Raw genomic sequence first — 21,342 nt, 5'->3', positions numbered from 1 at the left:
ATACTATGGATATGTTGAAAGTGCCTACCATGGCAGATATGGCTGCCGAAGGCAAAGAACCTGAAGTACTTTTCTGGGTTGGCTGTGCCGGCTCATTTGACGATAGATATAAAAGAGTAACCATTTCATTTATCAAAATCCTGAATGCGGCAGGTATTAGCTTTGCTGTGTTGGGACCTGAGGAATCTTGTACAGGAGACCCTGCAAGAAGAGCTGGTAACGAATTCCTGTTCCAGATGCAGGCAATGACCAACATTGAAGTGCTGAATGGCTATAATGTCAAGACTATTGTAACGGCATGCCCTCACTGCTTCAATACGATTAAAAACGAGTACCCTGCTCTAGGTGGTAACTATGAGGTGATTCACCATTCCACTTACCTTCAGCAACTGATCAACAATGGCAAGGTCAAAATGAAGGAAGGCGGTGAGTTTAAAGGAAAGAAAATCACTTACCATGACTCTTGCTACCTTGGTAGGGCTAATGATGTTTATGAAGCGCCAAGAAAAGTGCTGGAAGCATTGGATGCTGACCTTGTAGAAATGAAACGTTGCCGTACCAAAGGGCTTTGCTGTGGAGCAGGTGGCGCACAGATGTTCAAGGAAGCTGAGAGTGGTGACAAGGAGATTAATATCGAGCGTACTGAAGAGGCTTTGGCGACTGGAGCCAATGTAATTGCATCAGCTTGCCCATTCTGTATGACAATGATGACCGATGGTGTGAAAAACAAGGAAAAAGAAAATGATGTAAAAGTACTGGACCTTGCAGAACTGATCGCCATCTCACAAGACAAGAACTAACTTTGATTTGTTAATAAGTGGAAAAGTCTCACCTGACATAGGGTTATCCTTATGTTTGGGTGGACTTTTTTTTGATTCAAACCTCCACTATCCCACATTTTTGAGATCCTTGTTAAAATGTCCTATCCACTAATTATCCTATTCAAAATATATTGCACCTTTGTGTTCAGAACTTTCATGTGATTATACCGTTGTATAATTACATCAAGCAAGATTTCAACACAAAAAAGAATAACTATATGTACAAACCATTTGATACACTGCCTGACAGTGCCAGGGTATGGATTTACCAATCAGATAGGGAACTAACAGATAGCGAAGTTGCAGATATTTCCGTTTTACTGGAAAAGTTTACAGAAAACTGGGAAGCACATGGTGCTCCTCTTGCTGCAAGCTTTTTGGTAGCCTATAATCGGTTTATTATTCTAGCAGTGGACCAAGACCACCACTCGCCAACCGGATGCTCTATAGACAAGTCTGTGGACCTAATAAGAGGAATAGAACAGAGCTTAAGCATCAGCTTATTTAGCAGAACGGATATTGCATTCCAAACAGAAGGCAAAGTCTTTACACTTCCTATGACTGCTATCAAACAAGCCGTAGCTGATGGTGAGTTAGAAGGAACTTCCATCACATTTGACAATACTGTTCAGAATCTGTCAGAATTTAGGTCTCGCTGGCAAGTGGAAATGGAAAATACATGGCTCAAGCGATACCTCAAACAGGTAGCTTCCTAACGGTCTAAACACCGAAATAAAGGAAGGAAAAAATTGCATAAAATACTCTGTTAAACGTAGTTAAACTTTTGCAATCCTTCCTTTTTTTGAGAATATTGTATCGTAAGTATCCATTTTTTAACAAAAAAACAATCTCTATAAGCTATACAAATACATTAATATCATGATGAAACTTCACTCGATCTATGTGAAGTGCCTTGGCATTTGCCTACTCTGCATAACGCTTATGTCGGGGTACACCCATGCTTCTAGCACTCTCCATTATGATGAGTTTGGGATGATCGAGGTGGATGAGAGTACAGATATAACGCCATTGGACAAATCGCTGGATTTCAGCGTCACTCCAAATCCAACTACAACCAAAGAGGTAAAAGTTAATATCACTGGCGCTAATTTGAATCATTTCCTTGAAATAACTGTCTACAACTCAATTGGGAATGTAGTCTACAGAACACTTCTCAAAAGCGTGACCAACAATATGGCATTCGTTATTACGCCAAAAGAAGAACTGAAACAAGGACTGTACTTCCTCACCTTAAAGAACGGGGCTGAGAGAGTGACCAAGAAATTTATCGTCAAGTAATAAGACTATGACGGTTACTACAAACAAATCCCTGTTGCCTATACCGCAACAGGGATTTTTTGTTGTCCTTCAACAGCATTTTATGGTGTAAACTACTATTTTTACGCCTTTTCAAGATTCAGAATATTTTCAACCGACAAAAAAGATAATATGTTTGACGAAAAAGCAATTGCCGAACAGTTCAAGGCACAGATCATGACTGCCGAAAACGAAAACAACATTGCCATGCTAATTCAGCAGGCCTTTGCTTTCCTGAAAATGAACGATGCTATTACTCCTGAAGTATTAAAGGATATTGTAAGCAAGGTTGAGACGGCATTATCTGACATGAATGTAGATGGCAATGCTCAAGCTGAAAAGAACAAGCAAAAAGCCATAGAAACGATCAATACACTGAAAGTACAGCTTTAATCACAAAGGAGCCCTGATACACACTTAAATTCGTATCAGGGCTCTTTTGTACTATGGTTGCTTAGTACCTTATCACAACTGTTCCTGTATCATCAGCATCATCAGACCAACTCAGCTGTACAGGAAGCTCTTCCTCATTAAAGCTGTATTCAAAAGTGGTATTAAACTCTTCAGAATATCCCGTTTCTTCATACTTGGTATTAATAGAGGTTACATTGTGCTTACTCATGTAAAAAGAGGCACTGCTTTCACCAGCAACCATTCCAGCAAGGAAACGGTTATTATAAGAACCAAAGACCAAGTAAGGGCTCACTTTTGTATCGTAAGTCATTTCCAAACTAGAAGTAGACTCTTCATCAGTAATCACAACCTTTTTCAAGTTCTCATCACCATCATAACTTAAGACTTGCTCTATTGGATCAATAAATTCAGCAAAATCTTCACTTGGAGTAAAAGTCATTTTAGTGATTAGGTTACCTGAATAAACAAAAGTTGCTGTTCCTGTCAATACACTTTCAGCTACTCTATAATTCGATGGAATTGGTTTAAGGTGAGTCATTAAAAAGTTTTTCCTTTTCTTCTCTTCAAACACTTCAGCTGTAATGCTTTGGGTTTCTATTTCCATGGTTACATCCTTGATTTTATCACCATCATAGGACACTGTCAAGATTGTAATCATTTCCTCTTCCTCATCATTAGAAGTGATCTTTGAAATCCTGTTCTCATTATCATACTCGAATGAGATTTCTTCTTCCAGAACATATGCATTATCAAAATAATAATACCCAATGGAGACAAGCTTGTCATTTGAGTAACTGTAAACTTCCTTATACTCTTCCTCTTCTTCGATCTCACTTATTGTCAGGGATGGTGTCACATTTGATCCTCCTCCATCAGATGAGTCATCTTCCGAACATGCTGTAAAGGACAGGATGCCCAATATCATTAATAAATAATAAAGCTTTTTCATTTCAGGTTGGGTTTTGTTTTTTACGAATATTTGATGGCAGGATGAATTCCCTTCGCCAACTATTCAAGTCTAACCAAACCTGATTCAATGCCCAAAAAGTCCCTAAAAACCAATAGTATCTTGCAGGTAAGTTCAAGTCCTTAACACGCTGTTTCTAAAAAACAAACCAACACCTCTTATGTATTTCTTACAGATTCTGTTTGTATAAAGCGGTCCTTATATTCAGCTGTTTTAATAGAAAAAGTAAAAACCACTTTTAAGAAATATACCCTAAAAGTGGTTTTACCTGTATCCTTCAACAGATTTATTACATTGCCCAGAAAACCTTATAGTGTCCCCAAACTTTACAGGTTGAGTTCATTCCTACTATACAGGTACATGATTTCAGTCACATCATACATGTCACTAAAAATAAGCTTGGAGGGTAATCCTTCTTCGTTATAAAGGTAGTTAAAGCGAAATCGGTAACTTTCTGCTGTAGTATTATCCACCCCTTCAACAATATGGCTTTCTACATGCTCCAGAATATTATTTTTACCTAAAGGGACTATCAACCCATCATATCCCAATATCTGATTGACCATAAAACGGGTAATATGGTCTTTCCCCAAAACCAGAAATGGATTTATCATATCATCATAAGTATAGGTCGTAACATACTTATCAGATGAATAATCAAGCGTCTTCTCAAGAAGATTCCCTTTCCCATCATAACTAAAAGTCTCTTCATAACTCCTCTTAGTCAATACACCACCGATCTGGTAATAGTACGCGATTCTTGATATATAACCATTGGAAAGGTCGTACACCATCACATCCTGATAATCTTTTGCATTCACTTCAATTTGCTCTTCACCGTAGGTTATTTCAAAAACAAAAGCTTCATTTCCCTCAAACTTGATGACTTTCACTAACTGCTCTTCCTTGTATTCAAGCGCATAATTGACTTCATATACAGACACCCCATCTTCAAAATCCGTCACTCTCACACCTATAAGCAATCCTTCGTCAAATGCGTACTGATGGGTTAAGGTAATATCACCACCTACGTCTCCTAAAGTCAAAGTTTTTAACGTCAAGGGAGGGACTATTTCTGTTTCATCAGCACCTTTGGGAGGGAATTCATCAGAGCAACCTATAAACAGCGGAACACACCAGTACAGCAATAATAATGTTAGTTTTCTCATTTTGGGTTTGGGTTTTAGTTTTCTAACAATGAATAGGTTAAAATGTAATTCTACCTATATAAGGTATTGATAAACAGACATACTACAAGCACACTCCGCTTATTATTTGTACTATTTGGTAAATGCGTAGCGAATAACATTCTTACTTCTGTATTGGACATAAAAAAACCGCTACCCGATTCGAAAATCAGATAGCGGTTTAGAAAATATATGTCTTAAAGTACTTCTTACAGAGAAATACCCATGAATGACATAAATGCAAGGCCCATAAGACCTGTGATGATGAACGTAATGCCCAAGCCTTTCAAAGGACCTGGTACGTTAGAATACTTCATCTTCTCACGGATAGCCGCCAACGCGATGATTGCCAATAACCAACCAATACCTGAAGAGAAACCGTAAACGATAGGCTCAACTGGAGTTGTGTAGTCTTTAGGTACCATAAAGAATGAAGCACCCAAGATTGAACAGTTTACTGCAATCAGTGGAAGGAAGATACCCAACGACCCGTAAAGTGCTGGAGATACTTTCTCAACGATCATCTCTACCAACTGTACGAATGAAGCAATTACTGCAATAAACATGATGAATTGCAGGAATGTCAGGTCAACGTTTGCAAACTGAGGACCGATCCAAGCCAAAGCACCTTCTTTCAGTACGTACTCGTTGATCGCCCAGTTGATAGGTACAGTCAGTGTCAATACGAATGTTACCGCAAGACCTAGACCCATCGCCGTCGACACCTTCTTCGATACTGCCAAGTATGAACACATACCCAGGAAGTAAGCGAAGATCATGTTTTCGATAAAAATCGACTTTATACCGAGGTTTATTAAATCCATTGTTTCTATTTTTTGAGATTTGAGACTTGAGATTCTAGACATGAGACGCTTTTCTCACGCCTTATATCTCCTATCTCTTATCTAAGTTTTCTTACTCCGCTTCTACATATCCGTTTCTCCAACGCTGTACCCAGATCAGCAGACCGATGATGATAAATGCACCTACTGGAGATGTCATCAGACCTACTTTAGGGAAAGCATCAGGCATTACTTGGAAATCAAACAGGGTACCGTTACCCAATAGTTCCCTGAAGAAGGCAACTACCAAGATCACCCAAGCATAACCAAATGAAGAACCAAATCCATCAAGGATTGAGTCATAAGGCTTATTACCCATTGCAAATGCTTCCAGACGCCCCATTACAATACAGTTGGTAATGATCAGACCTACGTAAACACCTACAATTTTAGATACATCGTAAAGATAAGCTTTCAGCACCTGGTCTACGATAATTACCAGAGAGGCTACAATACCCAACTGAACGATGATACGGATACGCTGAGGAATTGCGTTTCTCAGCAATGAAATGATCAGGTTGGAGAATACAACCACGAACATTACGGAAATTGACATAACCAGCGTCGGCTCCAACTTTGAAGTTACCGCCAGGGCAGAACAGATACCAAGTACCTGTACCGTTACGGGGTTGTTATCATCGAGAGGGTCAGTGATGATCCCTTTTCTTCTCTTTGACAGCAACGCCTCAGACTTTTTTACTTCTGCAGTTTCTGTACTCATTTTTTCAAATTCTTTTACTAAATGATTCCGGTTACCCCGAAATAATTTCAGAAAGTAAATATTGGGAACAAGGCTGCTGAAATTAGTTCAGAACTGCAGCAGTTCCTTTAGCTTTTGACATGTATGACTTGTAAAGCTCCATGTAGTTCACAACCATCTTGTTCAGACCGTTGGCTGTAAGGGTAGCACCTGACATACCGTCAACGTGGTAATCGTCAACGTTAGCATTACCTTCACCTTTCAGCATTACTACACCTTTCAAGTCACTGTTGTCTTTAATTTTCTTGCCTACGTAACGGTCCTGAATCTGCTCTGAAGCGATTCTAGCACCCAAACCTGGCGTTTCACCTTTGTGGTCAAACACAACACCTTTTACAGTGTTCAGGTCAGCTTCCAAAGCAACGTAACCCCAGATTTCATTCCAAAGTCCGTAACCGTAAACAGGGAAAATATATGATGAAACTTTGCCGTCATCACCTTTCACCTTGTAAACAGGCAGAAGTTTTTCAGCAGCGTTTTTCTTTTTCCACTCTTTCTGAACGTTCAGCTTAAGCACATTGCCTGAGTAGTCAACCTGCTCACCTGCGGCGTTAACAACAACTGCCTCTACCTTCTCATCGAAAAGGTTTGAAAGCTTCATCTTGTCTTCACCAGTAATGCCTACTGACGCCAGAATTTGTTTTTTCGTATCCAGCTCAATCTCATGTTGCTGTCTTGGCTTGAGCGATACAGCAGTGAATGAAAGCAAACCGCCAAGGATTACTGTCATTGCCACTGCGAAACCGATGATATATCCGTTAGACTGTTGCACGTTTTAATCTTCTGTTTTTGTTTGCTTGTACTACATAGAAATCGATCAGTGGTGCCAATACGTTCATCAGCAGGATTGCCAGCATGATACCTTCTGGATATGCAGGGTTCCAAACACGGATGATCACTGTCATGATACCGATTAGGATACCGTAGATCCACTTACCTGTGCCAGTGTGTGACGCAGAAACTGGGTCTGTTGCCATAAATACCGCACCAAATGCAAAACCACCAATGATCAGGTGATACCAGAATGGCATATTCATGTATTCGTTCACATCACCGAATGCATTCATGATAAGACCCATCAAAACTGCACCTGTGAAAGTACCAATGATGATTCTTGCACTACCTACACCAGTTGCGATCAGAATAACAGCACCAATCAGACACATCAGTGTAGATGTCTCACCAATTGAACCAGGGATTGTACCCAAGAACAAGCTCATAGCACTGAAGTCAAATGAACCTTTTGCTACATAATCTACCACGTCAGTTCCTGAACCGATTGCCGCTTGAGCAAGACCCAAGAATGTCGCACCAGAGTAACCATCCTGTGCCACTGCATCACCAAAGTAAACCCAAACGTTATCGCCTGAGATCTGCTGAGGGTAAGCAAAGTAAAGGAAAGCACGAGCAGTAAGTGCTACGTTCAAGATGTTCATACCTGTACCACCAAAGATCTCTTTAGCGATCAGTACAGCGAAGATAGTCGCAAAAGCCACTTGCCACAAAGGAATGGTTGGAGGCATCACCAATGGAACAAGCATACCTGTTACCAGGAAGCCCTCGTTGATTGGGTGTCTTCTCATAATTGCGAAGATAGCCTCAACAGCACCACCCGCAGCATATGATACCAAGATGATTGGTAAAGTAACTTTCAAACCAATCAGGAACTTTTCCATAAAGCTTGCAGCTTCACCAATTGCCTGATAGTGTAGGTTACCCACGTTCCACATACCGAACAGCAGCGCAGGAACCATGGCAATCACTACTGTGATCATCATACGCTTCAGGTCAATGGCGTCCCTTACCTGAACACCCTTGTTCTTCGTTACCGTAGAAGGGGTAAACAGGAATGTTTCACCAGCCTCGAAAAGGTAGTAGAACTTCTCTAGCTTACCTCCCTTCTCGAACATTGGCTTTTGTTTTTCCAGTATTTCGTGTAAGAATTTCATTTATTCTTTAATATTTAAACTATTGAAACCGAATCGGTTTCAACCAACTTGTATTAGTAAGTCTGTACAATGCAATTATGACAATCTCAGCATTTCAATGCCTTCTCTGATCATTGCCTGTACGTCATGCTTCGACACGTCGATAAACTCACAAAGCGCCAGATCTTCCTCTGCGACCTCGTAAATACCCAATGCTTCCATCTCCTCATAGTCACCTGCCATGATTGCTTTCAGCAGGTAAGTAGGGTAAATATCCATTGGCAATACTTTTTCAAACGCACCAGTCATTACAAACGCTCTTTCCTCACCGTTCAGTGAAGTATCCAGTTTGTAAGTCTTGTTCTTACCACCCAACAGACCAAATGCTCTGTGGAAGCTCAAACGGTCCGTGATAAAGCCTAACCAACCATCAGTCAGGAAGAACCTTGGCTTATCGCCTTCTGGAAGCACAGTTACAAGCTGGTCATAGTAACCCAAGTAACCATCTTTACCTACTGATTCACCTGTCAGTACGTTTCCTGAGATGATACGTACGTGACTGTTTTTCACTTTAGCTGCTACAACCTTGTTCAGGCGAGCACCTCCATAAGTTTCTACATACTCAGGGCTTTCTACCTCCGAACCAGCAATTGCTACCAGTTTCTTCGTGTCGTAGATACCTTCAGTGAACAGTTTACCAATCTGAGCCAGACCAGTTGGGTTCAGCGTCCAAACCACGTCTTCTGCGCCAGCAATAGGTGCAATGTGGTGAATCTGCACACCTACGTTACCCGCAGGGTGAGGTCCGCTAACCTTGTTTACTGTTACACCATTCAGGTTAGCAAAGATCGATGAAGAAGCTGCACTGTTAATGTTCACATGAACGTCGCTAGTGAATTTCTTCAATACGTCGATACCAGCCTGCAGGTACTTCTCTTGTCCTTTGTAAAGGAACTCGAAGTCCGGTGCCAGTGGATGAGAATCAAAGCCTGAAATGAAGACTGCTCTAGGTGTTACTTCAGAGTTTGCAACAACGGCAAATGGTCTTTGCACGATCTGTGGCCATACACCAGACTCCAGCATGGTAGCTTTTGCCTGCTCAAGGCTCAGGTCGGCAATAGAAGGAACAGAAAACTGCTTGTACTCGATTTGTTTGTCAGCCAAGATAATTACTTCCAATAGCTTACGCTGTGCACCTCTCTTGATCTCAACAACTTCACCGCTTACAGGAGCTGTGTACATTACATCTTCTTGCTTTCTGTCAAAGAAGAGTACGTCACCAGCTTTTACGGTATCTCCTTCCTTCACCAATACCTTTGGTCTCTGAAAGCCTGCAAAATCAGTAGGCTTTACTGCGAATGTTTCGGGTTGCTCAATGGTGGCTACGCTTGGTTGCGCTTGCCCTACCAGCTTGATGTCAAACCCTTTCTTCAGTTGAATGTTTTTAGACATTGGATATACTGTGAGAATTTTAACGCTCCAAAATTTTGGTGCAAAACTACTAAATAAAGATTTAGGATAAAACACGAAATTTTATTAAAAAAACAATACAACACTCCCATTTTGGAATATCCAGTAATTGTATTTCAAACACTTAAATCCAAATTTGACTCATTAACTTCACTGATATCAAAGACCGTTTTATCCTAACTTCACTTCCAAAAAATGGATTTAACCGCAGAACAAACTGTGTTATTTTTTTGTTTCCTTCGTTTTTGGTCAAGCCAAACAACCATACTTCACTTCAGTCATAAACCGGCTTTATCCTTACCTTGCTTTCGTTTACAATTCCTTGTTTGACAATCGAAATGTTTATATTTTTTCAATTCTTAATACAATATATCAGCATTTACCGTTACATTAGTATCAGACTAAGGCCTATCGGCTTAAAACAAAATATTCAGAAATGGAAGTGTTAATGAGTGAGGCACAAATTGCAGCAATCTGGCAAGAACTGACACAGAGAGAAGACATGTTGGCTGTGTCGGACTTGCATTATTTGAAGGTAACAACACCGGAAATTCCGGCAATATTCCTGATTGTTTGGGATTCATATCAGGATAGAATTAAAATCTCAAAGGTACAGCATGTCTGTAACGTAGATGATGAACCGATAGACATCAGTGGTTTCAACTACGTGATGCTGAAGCACAAAGACATTCAGGAACAGGTACTGCTAAAAATCACAGTGGACTCAGCGCTTCAGAAGCTCCACGCTGAGCTTATTTTCCATCCAAAAGCTAGTGTAAAAAAGCTGGATGTATTATATCTCTAAGCAAACAGCAGTCGCTGTTCTAACACAAGTTTGTTTGTATATAGACAAGATATTCTTTAATAACCTACTTCAAAAGGATACATAAAGCACTTCAGGAAACTGTCACTTCCAGAAGTGCTTTTGTTATCTTTCTATTCAACCACTGCGACTTTTGTCACAAAGGTCTCCTCTCCATCTTCACTACTGCTGAATATCAGGTAAACACCTGTCTTGACTCTTTTTCCATTATAGTCACGTATATTCCAAGTGGCTGTACCACCAGCTGCCTGTGTTTCCCAAACCAATTCACCTGAAATATCCGTGATCTTGACCTCTACATCTTCTGCCAGTCCGGAAATACTCACCACACCACTGTAATTAGGTCTTACAGGATTTGGAAAGACTTTCACATCAGCATGTTGTTGGCTTGCTACTGTAGCATCACTCCTGTATGAGACTAAGCCTTTATCTGTCCCTATAAAAACCTCTCCTGTTTTCGGATGGACAACCAATGAAGTAATACGATTGGAAAGTAAAGGACTGTTCTCAGCAGTAAACTGCTGAATCATACTACTGCCGTCAGGACCAAACAGCCACAAGCCATTATTGGTACCCAACCACTTACGGTTGCCTCCATCTACAGCAATAGCAGTCACCTGATCTTCCTGAAGGATTGGTCTGCCTTCAAAACGTGGCAGTACAGCATCTTCAGGTGAACTTGACAATGCCGTTGACGGACTGAAAAACTCTGCAACGCCCTCAGCTGTTCCTACCCAAATGCTCCCTTCTCTATCATTTGAAAGGGAAAGCACTGTCTGGCTTGGCAAACCTCCATTATTACTCCCCTCAGATAATGATCTTGAAACACCATTCTGATATACCAACAACCCACCTGTTGACTTCCTGAACCATAATTGGGCAAAATCATCAATGGCCATATCCAGTGGCGAGGTCAAACCATTGACAGCTATCTTGTTCACTGTTCCATTTAGCGGAAGCGTATAAACATTTCTATTGGCACCCATCCAAAGGTCGCCTACTCCATCCACCACAATACTGTGAAGGTTTACATTACCTTGTGTATCCTGCTCAAAACCACTTTTAATGACTTCAAAAGTATTCTCCTCAATATTCCATACCAATAGACCACCCCCATAACTTGTAAAGTAGCCTTTCCCATCAAATGGGTTATAAACAAACCCTGTTAAATCATTAATGTCAGGTAAATTTACAGCCCCAACATTGTTTGACTCTGCTGTAAAATTTGTCCACTTTCCTTCTTCAAAAAGATAAAAGGAAGCAGGAAGTCCTTGCGCTGAACCATTTGCATACCCTCCTCTTACTGCGACTATTCGGTCCTCAAAGTAAAATAGCCTGTACACCTCTGGTGCATAAGTACCTGAAGGGAAAAAACTTTCCGTTATATCATCTCCTAATGTTGTCAGTCCGGTAGCCTTATCTGCTACCCAAAGTGTTCCATCATCTCCAAAGGTCGCATCTTGTGGAGAAACAATTTGCGATCCTTCTAAAGTAGTCACCTCTGAACCTATTTTCTCAATCTGCTCATTTCGCAAGACAAGCAATGCCTCATCTCCGTAAGCAATACCATTTATGGATGAAAGTTCAGTATCAGTTATCAGAAGCGCTGTGTCAGCGGCATATTCCCAAACACCTGATGTTTCTTCCCAAAAATATACCTTATCATCTCCACCTGCCACTTTTCTAATACTGTTGGAGCTTCTCAGCAAAGTCCAATTTCTAAAATCCTGTTTATTGACAGACTCATCAATTGGAGCCGCTTTTAACCCTTCCGCAGTTGCCGCAAAAATGGTATCACGAATTACCTGTAAATCATAGACGGCTACCTGCTCTCCATCAATGCCAATCTCAGCATAAGTATCCCGTATATTATAGGTATCCATATCCAACCTGACAATCCCAAACTCCGAGGAGATGTAAGTAAACATTCCAACATTCTCTGCATCATAAAGTGTCTTGTCAGGGTAATCAGCGTTTAGTATTGTCCTAATATTGACGATACCATCCTGTTCCAGAACATCGATATTCCCATTGCGATAGGCAATCAGCAACTGACCATTAGCAGCCCTGTAAGATAAGGCACCCACATCACTATCACTCAAGCCATCCACCTTGGTGATTGGCTGAAGCTCATTGGTTTCCAAGTCAAGAAAAAAGAGTCCATTGGCAGAAGCTGCATAAACCTTGTTTTCTCCAAATTCTACAATATGGGTATTGTGATAAGTCAGGTGTGTCCGCCAGCTGCCTACAGGAATATCCTGCCCCATTGCGCAAAGGCTGCTGAGAAAAAATAGCGTCCCTAAAAGAATTTTCATTCCAATATTGTTTTTGGGGTAAAGGTATTGCCCCGTTGTTTTCATTTCATCTTTATCAAGATTCGAAAATAAAGAAAAGAATAGGACAATTTGTAAATAAAATATAAATCGGCATATCTTTGCAGCGCCATCCAAAAGGGTGGCTCGCAAAATGATTGTACTGGCAAGTGCCGGTATAGTATGCTGGGGTGCTGAAAAGCTGAGATTATACCCATAGAACCTGAACAGGGTAATTCCTGCGAAGGGAGCAAAAGACAGCCTTTGTTTTTATAGTTGTCTGAAATCAACCATACTGTAAGCGTACAGTATGCATCCGTTTCCCGTAATCTCTTTTTTCGCACTCATCATACGCTTTAAGTTTTAATCACTACAAACTAAAAGTAAAGATGAGAGCTGTTTTATTTTCCATGTTGCTGATGTTACCCGTATTGTCTTTCGGACAATATTCCATTTCGGGCAAAGTAACACAAGCCTCTAATCAAGAAGCACTATTCGGTGCGACTGTCTCAATAGAAGAACTTAATAAAGGTATCATTACAGATGCTTCTGGTGCTTATAAGATAAGTGGACTACCGGAAGGTAACTACACACTATCTGTTTCTTTCCTTGGCTTTGTGCCTTTCTCTCAACCAATTACCCTGAAGCAGGATGTAATATTGGACATCCCCCTCAAGGAAGACTTCAAAGAGTTGGGAACAGCCATCATTTATGCCAAAAAGGACTACCCTGTTACTGTAACAGAACTGACAGCGGAAGAGATTGCACCTCAAAACCTCGGGCAGGACCTTCCTGTATTACTGAACTTCCAACCTTCTATCGTCACTACTTCTGATGCAGGAGCTGGCATCGGTTATACAGGCATGCGTATCAGAGGTTCGGACCCAACCCGTATCAACGTCACCATCAACGGTATTCCTCTCAACGATGCAGAATCTCAAGGAGTATTCTGGGTCAATATGCCTGATTTTGCTTCTTCTGTAGACAATATTGCGATCCAGCGTGGTGTCGGTACTTCAGTAAATGGTGCTGGTGCATTTGGCGCATCAGTAAACCTTACGACTGAAGCCCCTGCTGACAAACCATATGCGCAGGTTGGTACTACTGTTGGCTCATTTGGCACATGGAAGGTCAACACAGAGTTTTCAACAGGAAAACTGAATGACCACTTCAGCTTGTATGGCAGACTTTCCAAAACAGAATCGGATGGCTATATCGATAATGCATGGGTTGACTTAAAGTCATTCTACCTTTCAGGGAAATACGAAAGCAAAGCCGGTAACTTTACCGCAAATGTGTTCTCAGGAAAAGAGGTTACATTCCAGGCCTGGAACGGTGTATCGGAGCAAAAGATAGCAGAAGGTGACCGCACTTTCAATGAGTTGGCGGGTTATGACAACGAGGTCGACAACTACCAACAAGACCACCTACAGTTTCTATACGACAAGCAAATAGGTTCACAATGGTTCCTGAATGCAGCCTTGCACTACACCAAAGGTCGTGGCTACTTTGAGCAGTATAAAGCTGACCAGTCGCTGACGGAGTATGGATTGGAAACGCTGGTAATTGGAGACACAACCATTTCGAATACTGACCTGATCCGCAGAAGATGGCTGGACAACGACTTTTATGGTGGTATTTTCTCTATCAACTACCAAAGTCCTGAAATGCTGAAAGGTGCTCCTGTATTGGATGTAACCGTTGGTGGTGGTTGGAACCGCTATGAAGGTCAGCACTTTGGAGAAGTGATTTGGGCTCAGTACATGAGCAATGGCAATATCCGTCACCGTTACTATGACAATAATGCCACAAAAAAGGATTTCAATATCTATGCAAAAGCGAACTATCAAGTAGTTGAAAACCTGTTTGTATTTGGTGACCTGCAATTAAGAAAAGTGCAATACAATTTCCTTGGCCCTACACAAACTACCAATCCCGAAACTGGACAACCTGTATTTACAGAGTTGCCTCAACAAACAGATTTAAGTTTCTTCAACCCAAAAACTGGCATTACCTACAAGCTAGGTAAAAGCACTATCTATTCTTCATTCGGGATTGGACACAAGGAACCTAACAGGGATGACTTCACAGGCGCTGTAGAACAGAACTGGCCTGAAGCGGAAGAGTTAAGAAACCTTGAAGTAGGCTACAGTTTTGCGGGTTCAAAACTGGCATTTGCTGCCAACTATTACCTGATGGATTATGACAACCAATTAATTTCAACAGGTAAAATCAATGATGTAGGAGCTTATATCCGTGAAAATGTCAAGGACAGTTACCGTATGGGCATTGAGTTGCAAGGTAAATGGAATATCACGGATCAGGTATCTTGGGATGCCAACATGACGTTAAGCCAAAACAAGATCAAGGAATTCACAGAGTTTCTGGACAATTATGATAGCGGAGAGCAGCAGGCGATCACTTATAAAGATACTGACATTGCCTTCTCGCCAAACCTGATAGCTGGTAGCCAACTTGCTTACAGACCTACCAACGGCTTGAAAGTAGCCTTGCTAACCAAGTATGTAGGTGAGCAATACCTTGACAACACCCAAACCGATAGTCGCAAGATAGAGGCGTACCTTACCAATGACATTCGCCTAAACTACACTTTCTCGGCAGGCGTTTTCAAGGAAATTGGTATCAGTGCACTGTTCAACAACATCTTTGATGAGTTGTATGAATCCAACGGCTATACCTATGGCTACATATGGGGAGGTGAAACAGTCAGACAGAACTACTACTACCCACAGGCAGGTAGAAACTTCCTGATTGCGGTACGATTCAAGATTTAACACCTACCTTATACAACCAAAAAAGTCCGGAAAAATCGTTTTCCGGACTTTTTTGCTTATAGCTCAATCTGCATCTTTCATCAGCCACTCACGTGCAGCTTCCTTTGCTTCAAAGTATTCACAAGGGACACTCAGAAATCGTTCAAAAAAATCTTCTATCGCTATCTGTGCATAAAGAAATGTCGATACGGTACTGGCAATACTCAAAATATCACCCTTCCTAACACATGCAGAAAACTGGCTGCTCAACCATCCTTTTTCATCATCATTCAGTATATAACCAAACTGCGAAAAGTCAATCAAGTGACTCACAGGGTCCACTTCTCTCGCAAGGTTATGTACTGTTCTTATATCATGTTTAAAGTCTGATTCTTTCATCAACACGCTTTCCTGTGTAAACACCCATTCCATTATCCGGCATTCTTCAAAAAAGTAGAGTTTGAGGTACTTACTTTCAAAGATTTTCATTTTCGAGAAGGTTAAACTGTTCCGTCGTTTTAGTCAAGTTAGTTTCAATCCTTGGCGACACACAATCAAGAATAGATAGATATTCCACCACCAGGATATTCATCCTAAAAAGTTAGTGTATCATAGATATAATCAGTATGGAATTTTCATACTGAAAATGAAATTAATACAACCTCCCCCCTCCGACAACTGATGCACCGTGTTTTATCGAAACCCATTTTAACATTTCAACCACAACCTGATTTAAAACAAAAAAACACCAATGAGTCATATGACCCATTGGTGTTAAAAGATAATGTATTCAACTCGTCAGTTAAGATATAATGCTTAGTTGTTGCTTTTTGATGCTACAAAAGCCAATGACAGTTCAAAGTTGTCATCAATTGTTTTATCGCCAAGGTTGTCGAAGAAACTACCTGAACCGTAACGGATATTCCATTTTGTACGGTCAACCTTGATATCAGCGTTTGCTTCAACTGTATTACCCTCTACATTAACCTCTGCAGGGAAAGTGATTTCATTTTTGATTCCTTTGATGGTCAAATCACCTGTAATCTGGTATTTGCCACCACCCTGAGCTTTAGCTTTCTTGATATCAAATTTCGCTACAGGGAACTTGTCTACTGAGAAGAAATCATCAGACTTCAAGTGACCGATCAGTTTTGCATTGTAACCTTCATCCTCAAGGTCTTCACAAATAATTGAGTTCATATCGATCTCAAATGAACCACCTGTCAGCTTTCCGTTTTTCACTTCCAGTGCACCACTCTTCAGTTGGATAGTACCGCTATGCTCACCTGTTACTTTTTTACCAACCCACTTCAGCGTACTTTTCTGAGTGCTAACTGTAAATACATCAGCCAAATCAGCTGCTTTGAATGAGAAGCTTAACAATGCAATAGCTGCAAGAACGATTGAAACTACTTTTGTGTTTTTCATGATTTCTAAATTTTCTAGTAAATGGATAAATCTTTCTGATATGTATTTAATACTAGCAGGACACTACCTTAATGCCACTACCGGATAAAACTTTATTTATTTTAATATGAAACTGCTCATTGGAGCTTGCACTTTTTCTATTTTAGATATAACAATATCGTTATAACATTAGTTTACTTAAAATTGTTTTACATGTAAAATATTTATTCAAAAAAATAGCCTTCGCTATTTTCTCATTTTGTCAAGCAGTCTACTCAACGTCTCCGCCTCCTCATCAGTCAGGTCCATCGAACTCTTAGCATCCATCTCTTTGACGTTCTCATCGATTTCTTTTAACAACTGAAGTCCTGCTTCAGTAATACTGATATAAACCACTCGCCTGTCATTTTCACAACGCTTTCTCCCAACAAGATCCTTGGCTAGCAATTTATCAACAAGCCTTGTTGTATTGGGTGTCTTATCAAGCATTCGTTCCTTAATGGAAAGAACAGATAATTTTGTGGGATGTGAACCTCTCAGAATACGCAAGATATTGTACTGTTGAGGCGAAATACCGAAAGGCTTCATTACTGCTGCAGTCTTGGCATTCCACCAGTTTGCAGTGAAAACAATATTAAGCATTGCCTTTATTTGTGGATCCTTAAATTTCGATTGTTTTATTTCGTCCTCTATCCTCATCGTTTTTCTTCTTGTTCAATGATTATGACGCAAATATAGTTTACATGTAAATTATTTACAAGTGATTCTACTTTTTTTTACTGCAAGCCCTCAGAATAAATGTTAATTCGGGCTAGAACATATAAAAAGCCCACTATACGCCAAGGTATAATGGGCTCTTTAATATATCTCTACGATGCTTTATCTATCACATGACCTGATCTGAATTGTCTTCATACAACAGGTTATCCAAATGCTGCTTTAACGTATCCATATGGTGCAGGTAATCCAGCTCATATGCTTTTTCAATTGGTTCAGATGCTGGCATCTTTTCTCTTAGCCAGTCTACCTGTCTGCCATTTTTCCAGAACCTGAAGCACAAGTGAGGTCCCGTTGCCAGTCCCGTACTACCTACATAACCGATCACATCCCCTTGTTTTACGGCTTTACCTTGTTTCATGCCTTTTGCAAATTTAGACATATGAAGGTATTGCGTGGTATAAGTACCATTATGGCGAATCTTCACATAGTTACCATTGCCTCTGGTATAACCCTTCGCAATTACAACACCATCACCCACTGATTGGATTGGCGTACCTGTTGGAGCAGCATAATCAGTACCCAAGTGTGGTTTGACACGCTTCAGTACTGGGTGAAAACGGTTTCTATTAAATCTTGAGCTGATTCTCGCATAGTTCAATGGAGCCTTCAAGAAAGCTTTTCTCAAGCTATTTCCTTTTTCATCAAAATACTCCATTCCCTCATGGTCAGGACGTTGGTAAAGGAATGCATAGAACTCTTCGCCAGCATGAAGGAAGAAGGCAGACTTAATCTCTCCGACCCCTACAAACTTGTCTTTAACGCTCTGCTCTTCATAAACCACCTTGAAACGGTCCCCTTTCTGAATATGGAAGAAGTCAATCTGCCAAGCAAAAATGTCTGACAGGTTATTCGCCAACAATGGCGTTGCCCCTGCATCTATCATTGCCTGATACAGAGAGGAGTTGATTTCAGCAGTAATCACTTTTTCATGGATCTCTACCTCATGGTGTCCCTCATATACCTTCAGAGAATCGGACAACTCATATACCACATAATCTACTGGGTTTACATGGTATATAAGGTATTTACCTGTCTCGATAGAGTCTCTCTCAGAAATCATGGTATAACTACCTCCTGCACGAAACTTTCTTACATCAAAGACCTCTCGTGAGTTAGCGGCAATCTGGTTGATCGCCTCAAAAGAAACATTGTAAGGCAAGAGAATATCTGCCAATGTCTCATTCCTATTGATTTTCTTGTCCAGTACTTCAAGGGAGTCAACCTCAATGCCATAGCGTATTTCTTTGGCTTTCTTGATGTCTACCTGCAAAGAATCCTTAAGTGCTTCATCTGCGGCTGAATAGCTGATCGCTAAGTCCTCCTGTGTGGTGTAAAAAAATGACAGTCCTCCTACCAATAAGATAATTAGGCCAATAATAGTGATTGTGATTTTCTTCTGCATCTGTCAGAGTTCGGTTGAATAGCGTTGTAATGTGATAAATTATAGAAAAGATTGTGGTAAATGAAGATTCACACACTCTTGCGTATCTCTATACAAAAACTGTAGCATAATAGTTCCGCAAATATATAAAAAAAGCAAAAGGCCTGTAGAGCATTGCTCTCAGGCCTTAATAAAAATGATTGATTAATAGGGTTGTTAGCAATTCCTTGCCAGCAGGCAATATTTTTTTTGAGTTATTAAAGATGGTGATTTTCAAATCTCACCCCCTGAGGGGTGGTTTTAGTTTCCTGCTAAATTGCTTATTATATCTTAAGGAGTCTCTTAGAGACAAAATTTTATTCTATAACAATTATCTCCTAACGAATATATACACCGCAAAAACATTTAACAACATAGTTATATTTAATATTAAGTATTTATTCAAAAAACAATATTTTATATTGATATAATAAAAAAACCATCTTTGATCAGATGGTTTCCTTACAAGGCAAACTTATATTCTTACAGGCTAATGACTGTATGTCTTTGGGTCAAGTGCAGCAGGAGCCCAACCTTTGAAAAAGCCAATTACCTTCTTTTTGCTATACCCTTTGTCCTGCTCCAGATAAGCTGAGTTTTGGATATGGATATTTCTGCCTTCCCCATCCAACACAACAAATACCGGAAAGCCGAAACGCTGTGGATAGCTCAATTCAGCCAATATTTCCTCATTCTTATTTTCAGGGCTATAGTTCAAGTGAACCACTACATAGTTACTGTCCAAGTAATTTGCTACTTCCTCATCACTATGTACAAACTTATTGAACTTGATACACCACGAACACCAGTTTCCCCCTACCTGTACCAATACATGTTTTCCTTCTTGTTTCGCCTCAGCCACTGCCTTTTCAAGCTGTTGGCGGGCATCAGCTTCTGGGTGATAAAGCTTTCCCTGACTAAATCCTACTGCAGCCCAAAGCAGTAGCACCATTGTTAGTAAATTTTTCATTTGCAGTCTGTTTAGTCTCAAATATTCAAAACACAAAAGTACACGCTGTACTGTGATTGTAAAACTTCCTTCACCTTTGTTGGAGCTTGTTAACGGCGGAAAAGGAACAAACTCCACCCGTTTTCTTCTTTATAAAGGTGTTTAAAAATTACATTCGCTCATAACTGAACTAACTATGAACCTCGAAATGCTCACTGAAATACTGGGTTACTTAGCTTCTGCCCTTGTAATGGCTTCTTTTCTGATGAAGGACATCCAACTTCTGAGAATGATCAATATTCTAGGCTGTGCATTTTTTGTAATTTATGGTTTTATGGGAGGCTATTTGCCTGTTATATTAACCAACAGTGTTATAATTGTGGTTAACTTTTATCAGATTTCAAAAATCAACAGAAGGCATTACGCAGATGATGGACCAACAGCTTGATGATATCATACAAGAAGCAACTGACAATGAAGGGCAAGATTACTGGTTTACACCTTTCGGATGTATCCGCTATGAATCAGAAACCTTCATCGTAAAAGCAAACTGCCAATTATACTATTTTGAGGAGCATCAGAAAGCGGCGCTTTATTCCCACCTCATGGACCTGCTAGACAACCAACCGACAGGCTTCCAGTAAAAAATCATCATATTTTACAAGGAAATTGACAAACAGTTTCCTAATTTCTGATCTTATTTTTTTACAACTGCGCTAAATAAGATCAATGATATGAAAACTCATCAAGACTCAGACCTGTTATTCGCTTACGGCACCCTAATACAAGAAGAAAGGGAGCCTATGGCTGACTTTTTACGAAAAAATGGAGCCTACCTTGCTCGCGGATATTTCAATGGAAAACTTTATGAAATTGACGGCTATCCAGGTGCCCGAGTAAGTAACGACTCAGAACACAAGGTATATGGCAGCATCTTCAAGTTAGGAGAAAACAAGGAGGAAGTACTGTTGGAGCTTGACCGCTATGAAGGCGTAACCGGCGAGGGTGAACACAAGAATGAATATACTCGGGAATTGGTTGAAATTCACACTCCCCGCAAGAACTACCACTGCTGGGTTTACCTATATAACTGGGATATTGAAGAGAAAAAACGGATTACATCTGGGGATTACCTCGAATGGGTGATGTAACCACCAATGTCAGGAAGCTG

The 21,342-nt window shown here is 40.4% G+C and carries 22 protein-coding genes and 1 riboswitch; of the genes, 9 read left to right on the top strand and 13 right to left on the bottom strand.

The window, feature by feature from the left end; translation table 11 throughout:
* Positions 1-5 precede the first annotated feature (5 nt).
* The 4 genes from V6R21_RS08325 (at position 6) to V6R21_RS08310 (ending at position 2,531) form a co-directional block, all read left to right on the top strand.
* Positions 6-800, top strand: coding sequence for a (Fe-S)-binding protein (locus tag V6R21_RS08325; RefSeq protein ID WP_334242639.1), 795 nt, complete (start codon positions 6-8; stop codon positions 798-800).
* 239 nt (positions 801-1,039) lie between these two features.
* Positions 1,040-1,537, top strand: a complete 498-nt coding sequence (locus V6R21_RS08320) for a hypothetical protein (protein ID WP_334242637.1) — start codon at positions 1,040-1,042, stop codon at positions 1,535-1,537.
* Between the two features lie 163 nt (positions 1,538-1,700).
* Positions 1,701-2,120, top strand: a complete 420-nt coding sequence (locus tag V6R21_RS08315; protein WP_334242635.1) for a T9SS type A sorting domain-containing protein — start codon at positions 1,701-1,703, stop codon at positions 2,118-2,120.
* A gap of 150 nt (positions 2,121-2,270) precedes the next feature.
* Positions 2,271-2,531 carry a hypothetical protein gene (locus tag V6R21_RS08310; RefSeq protein WP_334242633.1) on the top strand — a complete coding sequence of 87 codons (261 nt, stop codon included), beginning with the start codon at positions 2,271-2,273 and terminating at the stop codon, positions 2,529-2,531.
* Between the two features lie 61 nt (positions 2,532-2,592).
* On the opposite strand, the gene V6R21_RS08305 is transcribed toward V6R21_RS08310, so the two are convergent.
* The 7 genes from V6R21_RS08305 to V6R21_RS08275 form a co-directional block, all read right to left on the bottom strand.
* A complete protein-coding gene (locus V6R21_RS08305) occupies positions 2,593-3,501 on the bottom strand; it encodes a hypothetical protein (protein WP_334242631.1) in 909 nt (302 codons plus the stop codon).
* A gap of 344 nt (positions 3,502-3,845) precedes the next feature.
* Positions 3,846-4,688 (bottom strand): hypothetical protein, encoded by an 843-nt coding sequence (locus tag V6R21_RS08300; RefSeq protein ID WP_334242629.1) that lies wholly within the window; start codon positions 4,686-4,688, stop codon positions 3,846-3,848.
* A 227-nt stretch (positions 4,689-4,915) separates the two neighbouring features.
* On the bottom strand, positions 4,916-5,530 hold the full coding sequence (nqrE, locus tag V6R21_RS08295) for an NADH:ubiquinone reductase (Na(+)-transporting) subunit E (RefSeq protein WP_334242627.1): 615 nt from the start codon (positions 5,528-5,530) through the stop codon (positions 4,916-4,918).
* 91 nt (positions 5,531-5,621) lie between these two features.
* A complete protein-coding gene (locus V6R21_RS08290) occupies positions 5,622-6,269 on the bottom strand; it encodes an NADH:ubiquinone reductase (Na(+)-transporting) subunit D (RefSeq protein WP_334242625.1) in 648 nt (215 codons plus the stop codon).
* 82 nt (positions 6,270-6,351) lie between these two features.
* Complete coding sequence (gene nqrC / locus V6R21_RS08285) at positions 6,352-7,080, bottom strand: NADH:ubiquinone reductase (Na(+)-transporting) subunit C (RefSeq protein WP_334242623.1); 729 nt, start codon at positions 7,078-7,080, stop codon at positions 6,352-6,354.
* Positions 7,067-8,257: an NADH:ubiquinone reductase (Na(+)-transporting) subunit B gene (locus V6R21_RS08280; RefSeq protein ID WP_334242621.1), complete on the bottom strand. Its 1,191-nt coding sequence runs from the start codon at positions 8,255-8,257 to the stop codon at positions 7,067-7,069. The genes nqrC and V6R21_RS08280 overlap by 14 nt, the downstream gene beginning before the upstream one ends.
* A gap of 75 nt (positions 8,258-8,332) precedes the next feature.
* Positions 8,333-9,688: a Na(+)-translocating NADH-quinone reductase subunit A gene (locus V6R21_RS08275; protein ID WP_334242620.1), complete on the bottom strand. Its 1,356-nt coding sequence runs from the start codon at positions 9,686-9,688 to the stop codon at positions 8,333-8,335.
* Between the two features lie 466 nt (positions 9,689-10,154).
* Between V6R21_RS08275 and V6R21_RS08270 the strand changes: the two genes are divergently transcribed.
* Complete coding sequence (locus tag V6R21_RS08270) at positions 10,155-10,511, top strand: hypothetical protein (RefSeq protein ID WP_334242618.1); 357 nt, start codon at positions 10,155-10,157, stop codon at positions 10,509-10,511.
* A 131-nt stretch (positions 10,512-10,642) separates the two neighbouring features.
* On the opposite strand, the gene porZ is transcribed toward V6R21_RS08270, so the two are convergent.
* Complete coding sequence (porZ, locus tag V6R21_RS08265) at positions 10,643-12,844, bottom strand: type IX secretion system anionic LPS delivery protein PorZ (protein ID WP_334242616.1); 2,202 nt, start codon at positions 12,842-12,844, stop codon at positions 10,643-10,645.
* Positions 12,845-13,018: 174 nt separating this feature from the next.
* Positions 13,019-13,108: riboswitch (TPP riboswitch) on the top strand.
* Between the two features lie 122 nt (positions 13,109-13,230).
* Between porZ and V6R21_RS08260 the strand changes: the two genes are divergently transcribed.
* The gene (locus V6R21_RS08260; RefSeq protein ID WP_334242614.1) at positions 13,231-15,636 is read left to right on the top strand and encodes a TonB-dependent receptor; all 2,406 of its coding nucleotides are present in this window, start codon (positions 13,231-13,233) and stop codon (positions 15,634-15,636) included.
* Positions 15,637-15,699: 63 nt separating this feature from the next.
* Here the strand turns inward: V6R21_RS08260 and V6R21_RS08255 are convergent, their stop codons facing one another.
* The 5 genes from V6R21_RS08255 to V6R21_RS08235 form a co-directional block, all read right to left on the bottom strand.
* Complete coding sequence (locus tag V6R21_RS08255) at positions 15,700-16,104, bottom strand: hypothetical protein (protein WP_334242612.1); 405 nt, start codon at positions 16,102-16,104, stop codon at positions 15,700-15,702.
* A 327-nt stretch (positions 16,105-16,431) separates the two neighbouring features.
* A complete protein-coding gene (locus V6R21_RS08250) occupies positions 16,432-17,043 on the bottom strand; it encodes a YceI family protein (RefSeq protein WP_334242610.1) in 612 nt (203 codons plus the stop codon).
* 225 nt (positions 17,044-17,268) lie between these two features.
* Positions 17,269-17,721, bottom strand: a complete 453-nt coding sequence (locus V6R21_RS08245) for a MarR family winged helix-turn-helix transcriptional regulator (protein ID WP_334242608.1) — start codon at positions 17,719-17,721, stop codon at positions 17,269-17,271.
* Between the two features lie 187 nt (positions 17,722-17,908).
* The gene (locus tag V6R21_RS08240; protein ID WP_334242607.1) at positions 17,909-19,204 is read right to left on the bottom strand and encodes a peptidoglycan DD-metalloendopeptidase family protein; all 1,296 of its coding nucleotides are present in this window, start codon (positions 19,202-19,204) and stop codon (positions 17,909-17,911) included.
* A gap of 508 nt (positions 19,205-19,712) precedes the next feature.
* Positions 19,713-20,192 (bottom strand): thioredoxin family protein, encoded by a 480-nt coding sequence (locus V6R21_RS08235; RefSeq protein WP_334242605.1) that lies wholly within the window; start codon positions 20,190-20,192, stop codon positions 19,713-19,715.
* Between the two features lie 175 nt (positions 20,193-20,367).
* Here V6R21_RS08235 and V6R21_RS08230 point away from each other — a divergent pair, with 175 nt between their 5' ends.
* From V6R21_RS08230 to V6R21_RS08220, 3 genes are all read left to right on the top strand, one after another.
* On the top strand, positions 20,368-20,619 hold the full coding sequence (locus tag V6R21_RS08230) for a YgjV family protein (protein ID WP_334242602.1): 252 nt from the start codon (positions 20,368-20,370) through the stop codon (positions 20,617-20,619).
* Entirely contained in the window at positions 20,600-20,815 is a 216-nt protein-coding gene (locus V6R21_RS08225; protein ID WP_334242600.1) for a hypothetical protein, read from the top strand. The genes V6R21_RS08230 and V6R21_RS08225 overlap by 20 nt, the downstream gene beginning before the upstream one ends.
* A gap of 90 nt (positions 20,816-20,905) precedes the next feature.
* Entirely contained in the window at positions 20,906-21,322 is a 417-nt protein-coding gene (locus tag V6R21_RS08220) for a gamma-glutamylcyclotransferase family protein (protein WP_334242598.1), read from the top strand.
* Positions 21,323-21,342: the final 20 nt, after the last annotated feature.

It is taken from the genome of Limibacter armeniacum (genome assembly GCF_036880985.1).
GTDB classification, from domain to species: domain Bacteria; phylum Bacteroidota; class Bacteroidia; order Cytophagales; family Flammeovirgaceae; genus Limibacter; species Limibacter armeniacum.
The sequence above is the reverse complement of the archived record's forward strand: the minus strand, read 5'-3'. Positions and strand labels throughout refer to the sequence as shown.

Bases quoted from the DNA above. Each gene is read 5' to 3' on its own strand.
- V6R21_RS08245 (WP_334242608.1), bottom strand. From the start codon at position 17,721: ATGAGGATAGAGGACGAAATAAAACAATCGAAATTTAAGGATCCACAA.
- V6R21_RS08300 (WP_334242629.1), bottom strand. From the start codon at position 4,688: ATGAGAAAACTAACATTATTATTGCTGTACTGGTGTGTTCCGCTGTTT.
- V6R21_RS08290 (WP_334242625.1), bottom strand. From the start codon at position 6,269: ATGAGTACAGAAACTGCAGAAGTAAAAAAGTCTGAGGCGTTGCTGTCA.
- V6R21_RS08260 (WP_334242614.1), top strand. From the start codon at position 13,231: ATGAGAGCTGTTTTATTTTCCATGTTGCTGATGTTACCCGTATTGTCT.
- V6R21_RS08280 (WP_334242621.1), bottom strand. From the start codon at position 8,257: ATGAAATTCTTACACGAAATACTGGAAAAACAAAAGCCAATGTTCGAG.
- V6R21_RS08255 (WP_334242612.1), bottom strand. From the start codon at position 16,104: ATGAAAATCTTTGAAAGTAAGTACCTCAAACTCTACTTTTTTGAAGAA.
- V6R21_RS08270 (WP_334242618.1), top strand. From the start codon at position 10,155: ATGAGTGAGGCACAAATTGCAGCAATCTGGCAAGAACTGACACAGAGA.
- nqrE (WP_334242627.1), bottom strand. From the start codon at position 5,530: ATGGATTTAATAAACCTCGGTATAAAGTCGATTTTTATCGAAAACATG.
- V6R21_RS08225 (WP_334242600.1), top strand. From the start codon at position 20,600: ATGATGGACCAACAGCTTGATGATATCATACAAGAAGCAACTGACAAT.
- V6R21_RS08305 (WP_334242631.1), bottom strand. From the start codon at position 3,501: ATGAAAAAGCTTTATTATTTATTAATGATATTGGGCATCCTGTCCTTT.
- V6R21_RS08220 (WP_334242598.1), top strand. From the start codon at position 20,906: ATGAAAACTCATCAAGACTCAGACCTGTTATTCGCTTACGGCACCCTA.
- V6R21_RS08275 (WP_334242620.1), bottom strand. From the start codon at position 9,688: ATGTCTAAAAACATTCAACTGAAGAAAGGGTTTGACATCAAGCTGGTA.
- V6R21_RS08240 (WP_334242607.1), bottom strand. From the start codon at position 19,204: ATGCAGAAGAAAATCACAATCACTATTATTGGCCTAATTATCTTATTG.
- V6R21_RS08325 (WP_334242639.1), top strand. From the start codon at position 6: ATGGATATGTTGAAAGTGCCTACCATGGCAGATATGGCTGCCGAAGGC.
- porZ (WP_334242616.1), bottom strand. From the start codon at position 12,844: ATGAAAATTCTTTTAGGGACGCTATTTTTTCTCAGCAGCCTTTGCGCA.
- V6R21_RS08250 (WP_334242610.1), bottom strand. From the start codon at position 17,043: ATGAAAAACACAAAAGTAGTTTCAATCGTTCTTGCAGCTATTGCATTG.
- V6R21_RS08230 (WP_334242602.1), top strand. From the start codon at position 20,368: ATGAACCTCGAAATGCTCACTGAAATACTGGGTTACTTAGCTTCTGCC.
- V6R21_RS08320 (WP_334242637.1), top strand. From the start codon at position 1,040: ATGTACAAACCATTTGATACACTGCCTGACAGTGCCAGGGTATGGATT.
- V6R21_RS08310 (WP_334242633.1), top strand. From the start codon at position 2,271: ATGTTTGACGAAAAAGCAATTGCCGAACAGTTCAAGGCACAGATCATG.
- V6R21_RS08235 (WP_334242605.1), bottom strand. From the start codon at position 20,192: ATGAAAAATTTACTAACAATGGTGCTACTGCTTTGGGCTGCAGTAGGA.
- V6R21_RS08315 (WP_334242635.1), top strand. From the start codon at position 1,701: ATGATGAAACTTCACTCGATCTATGTGAAGTGCCTTGGCATTTGCCTA.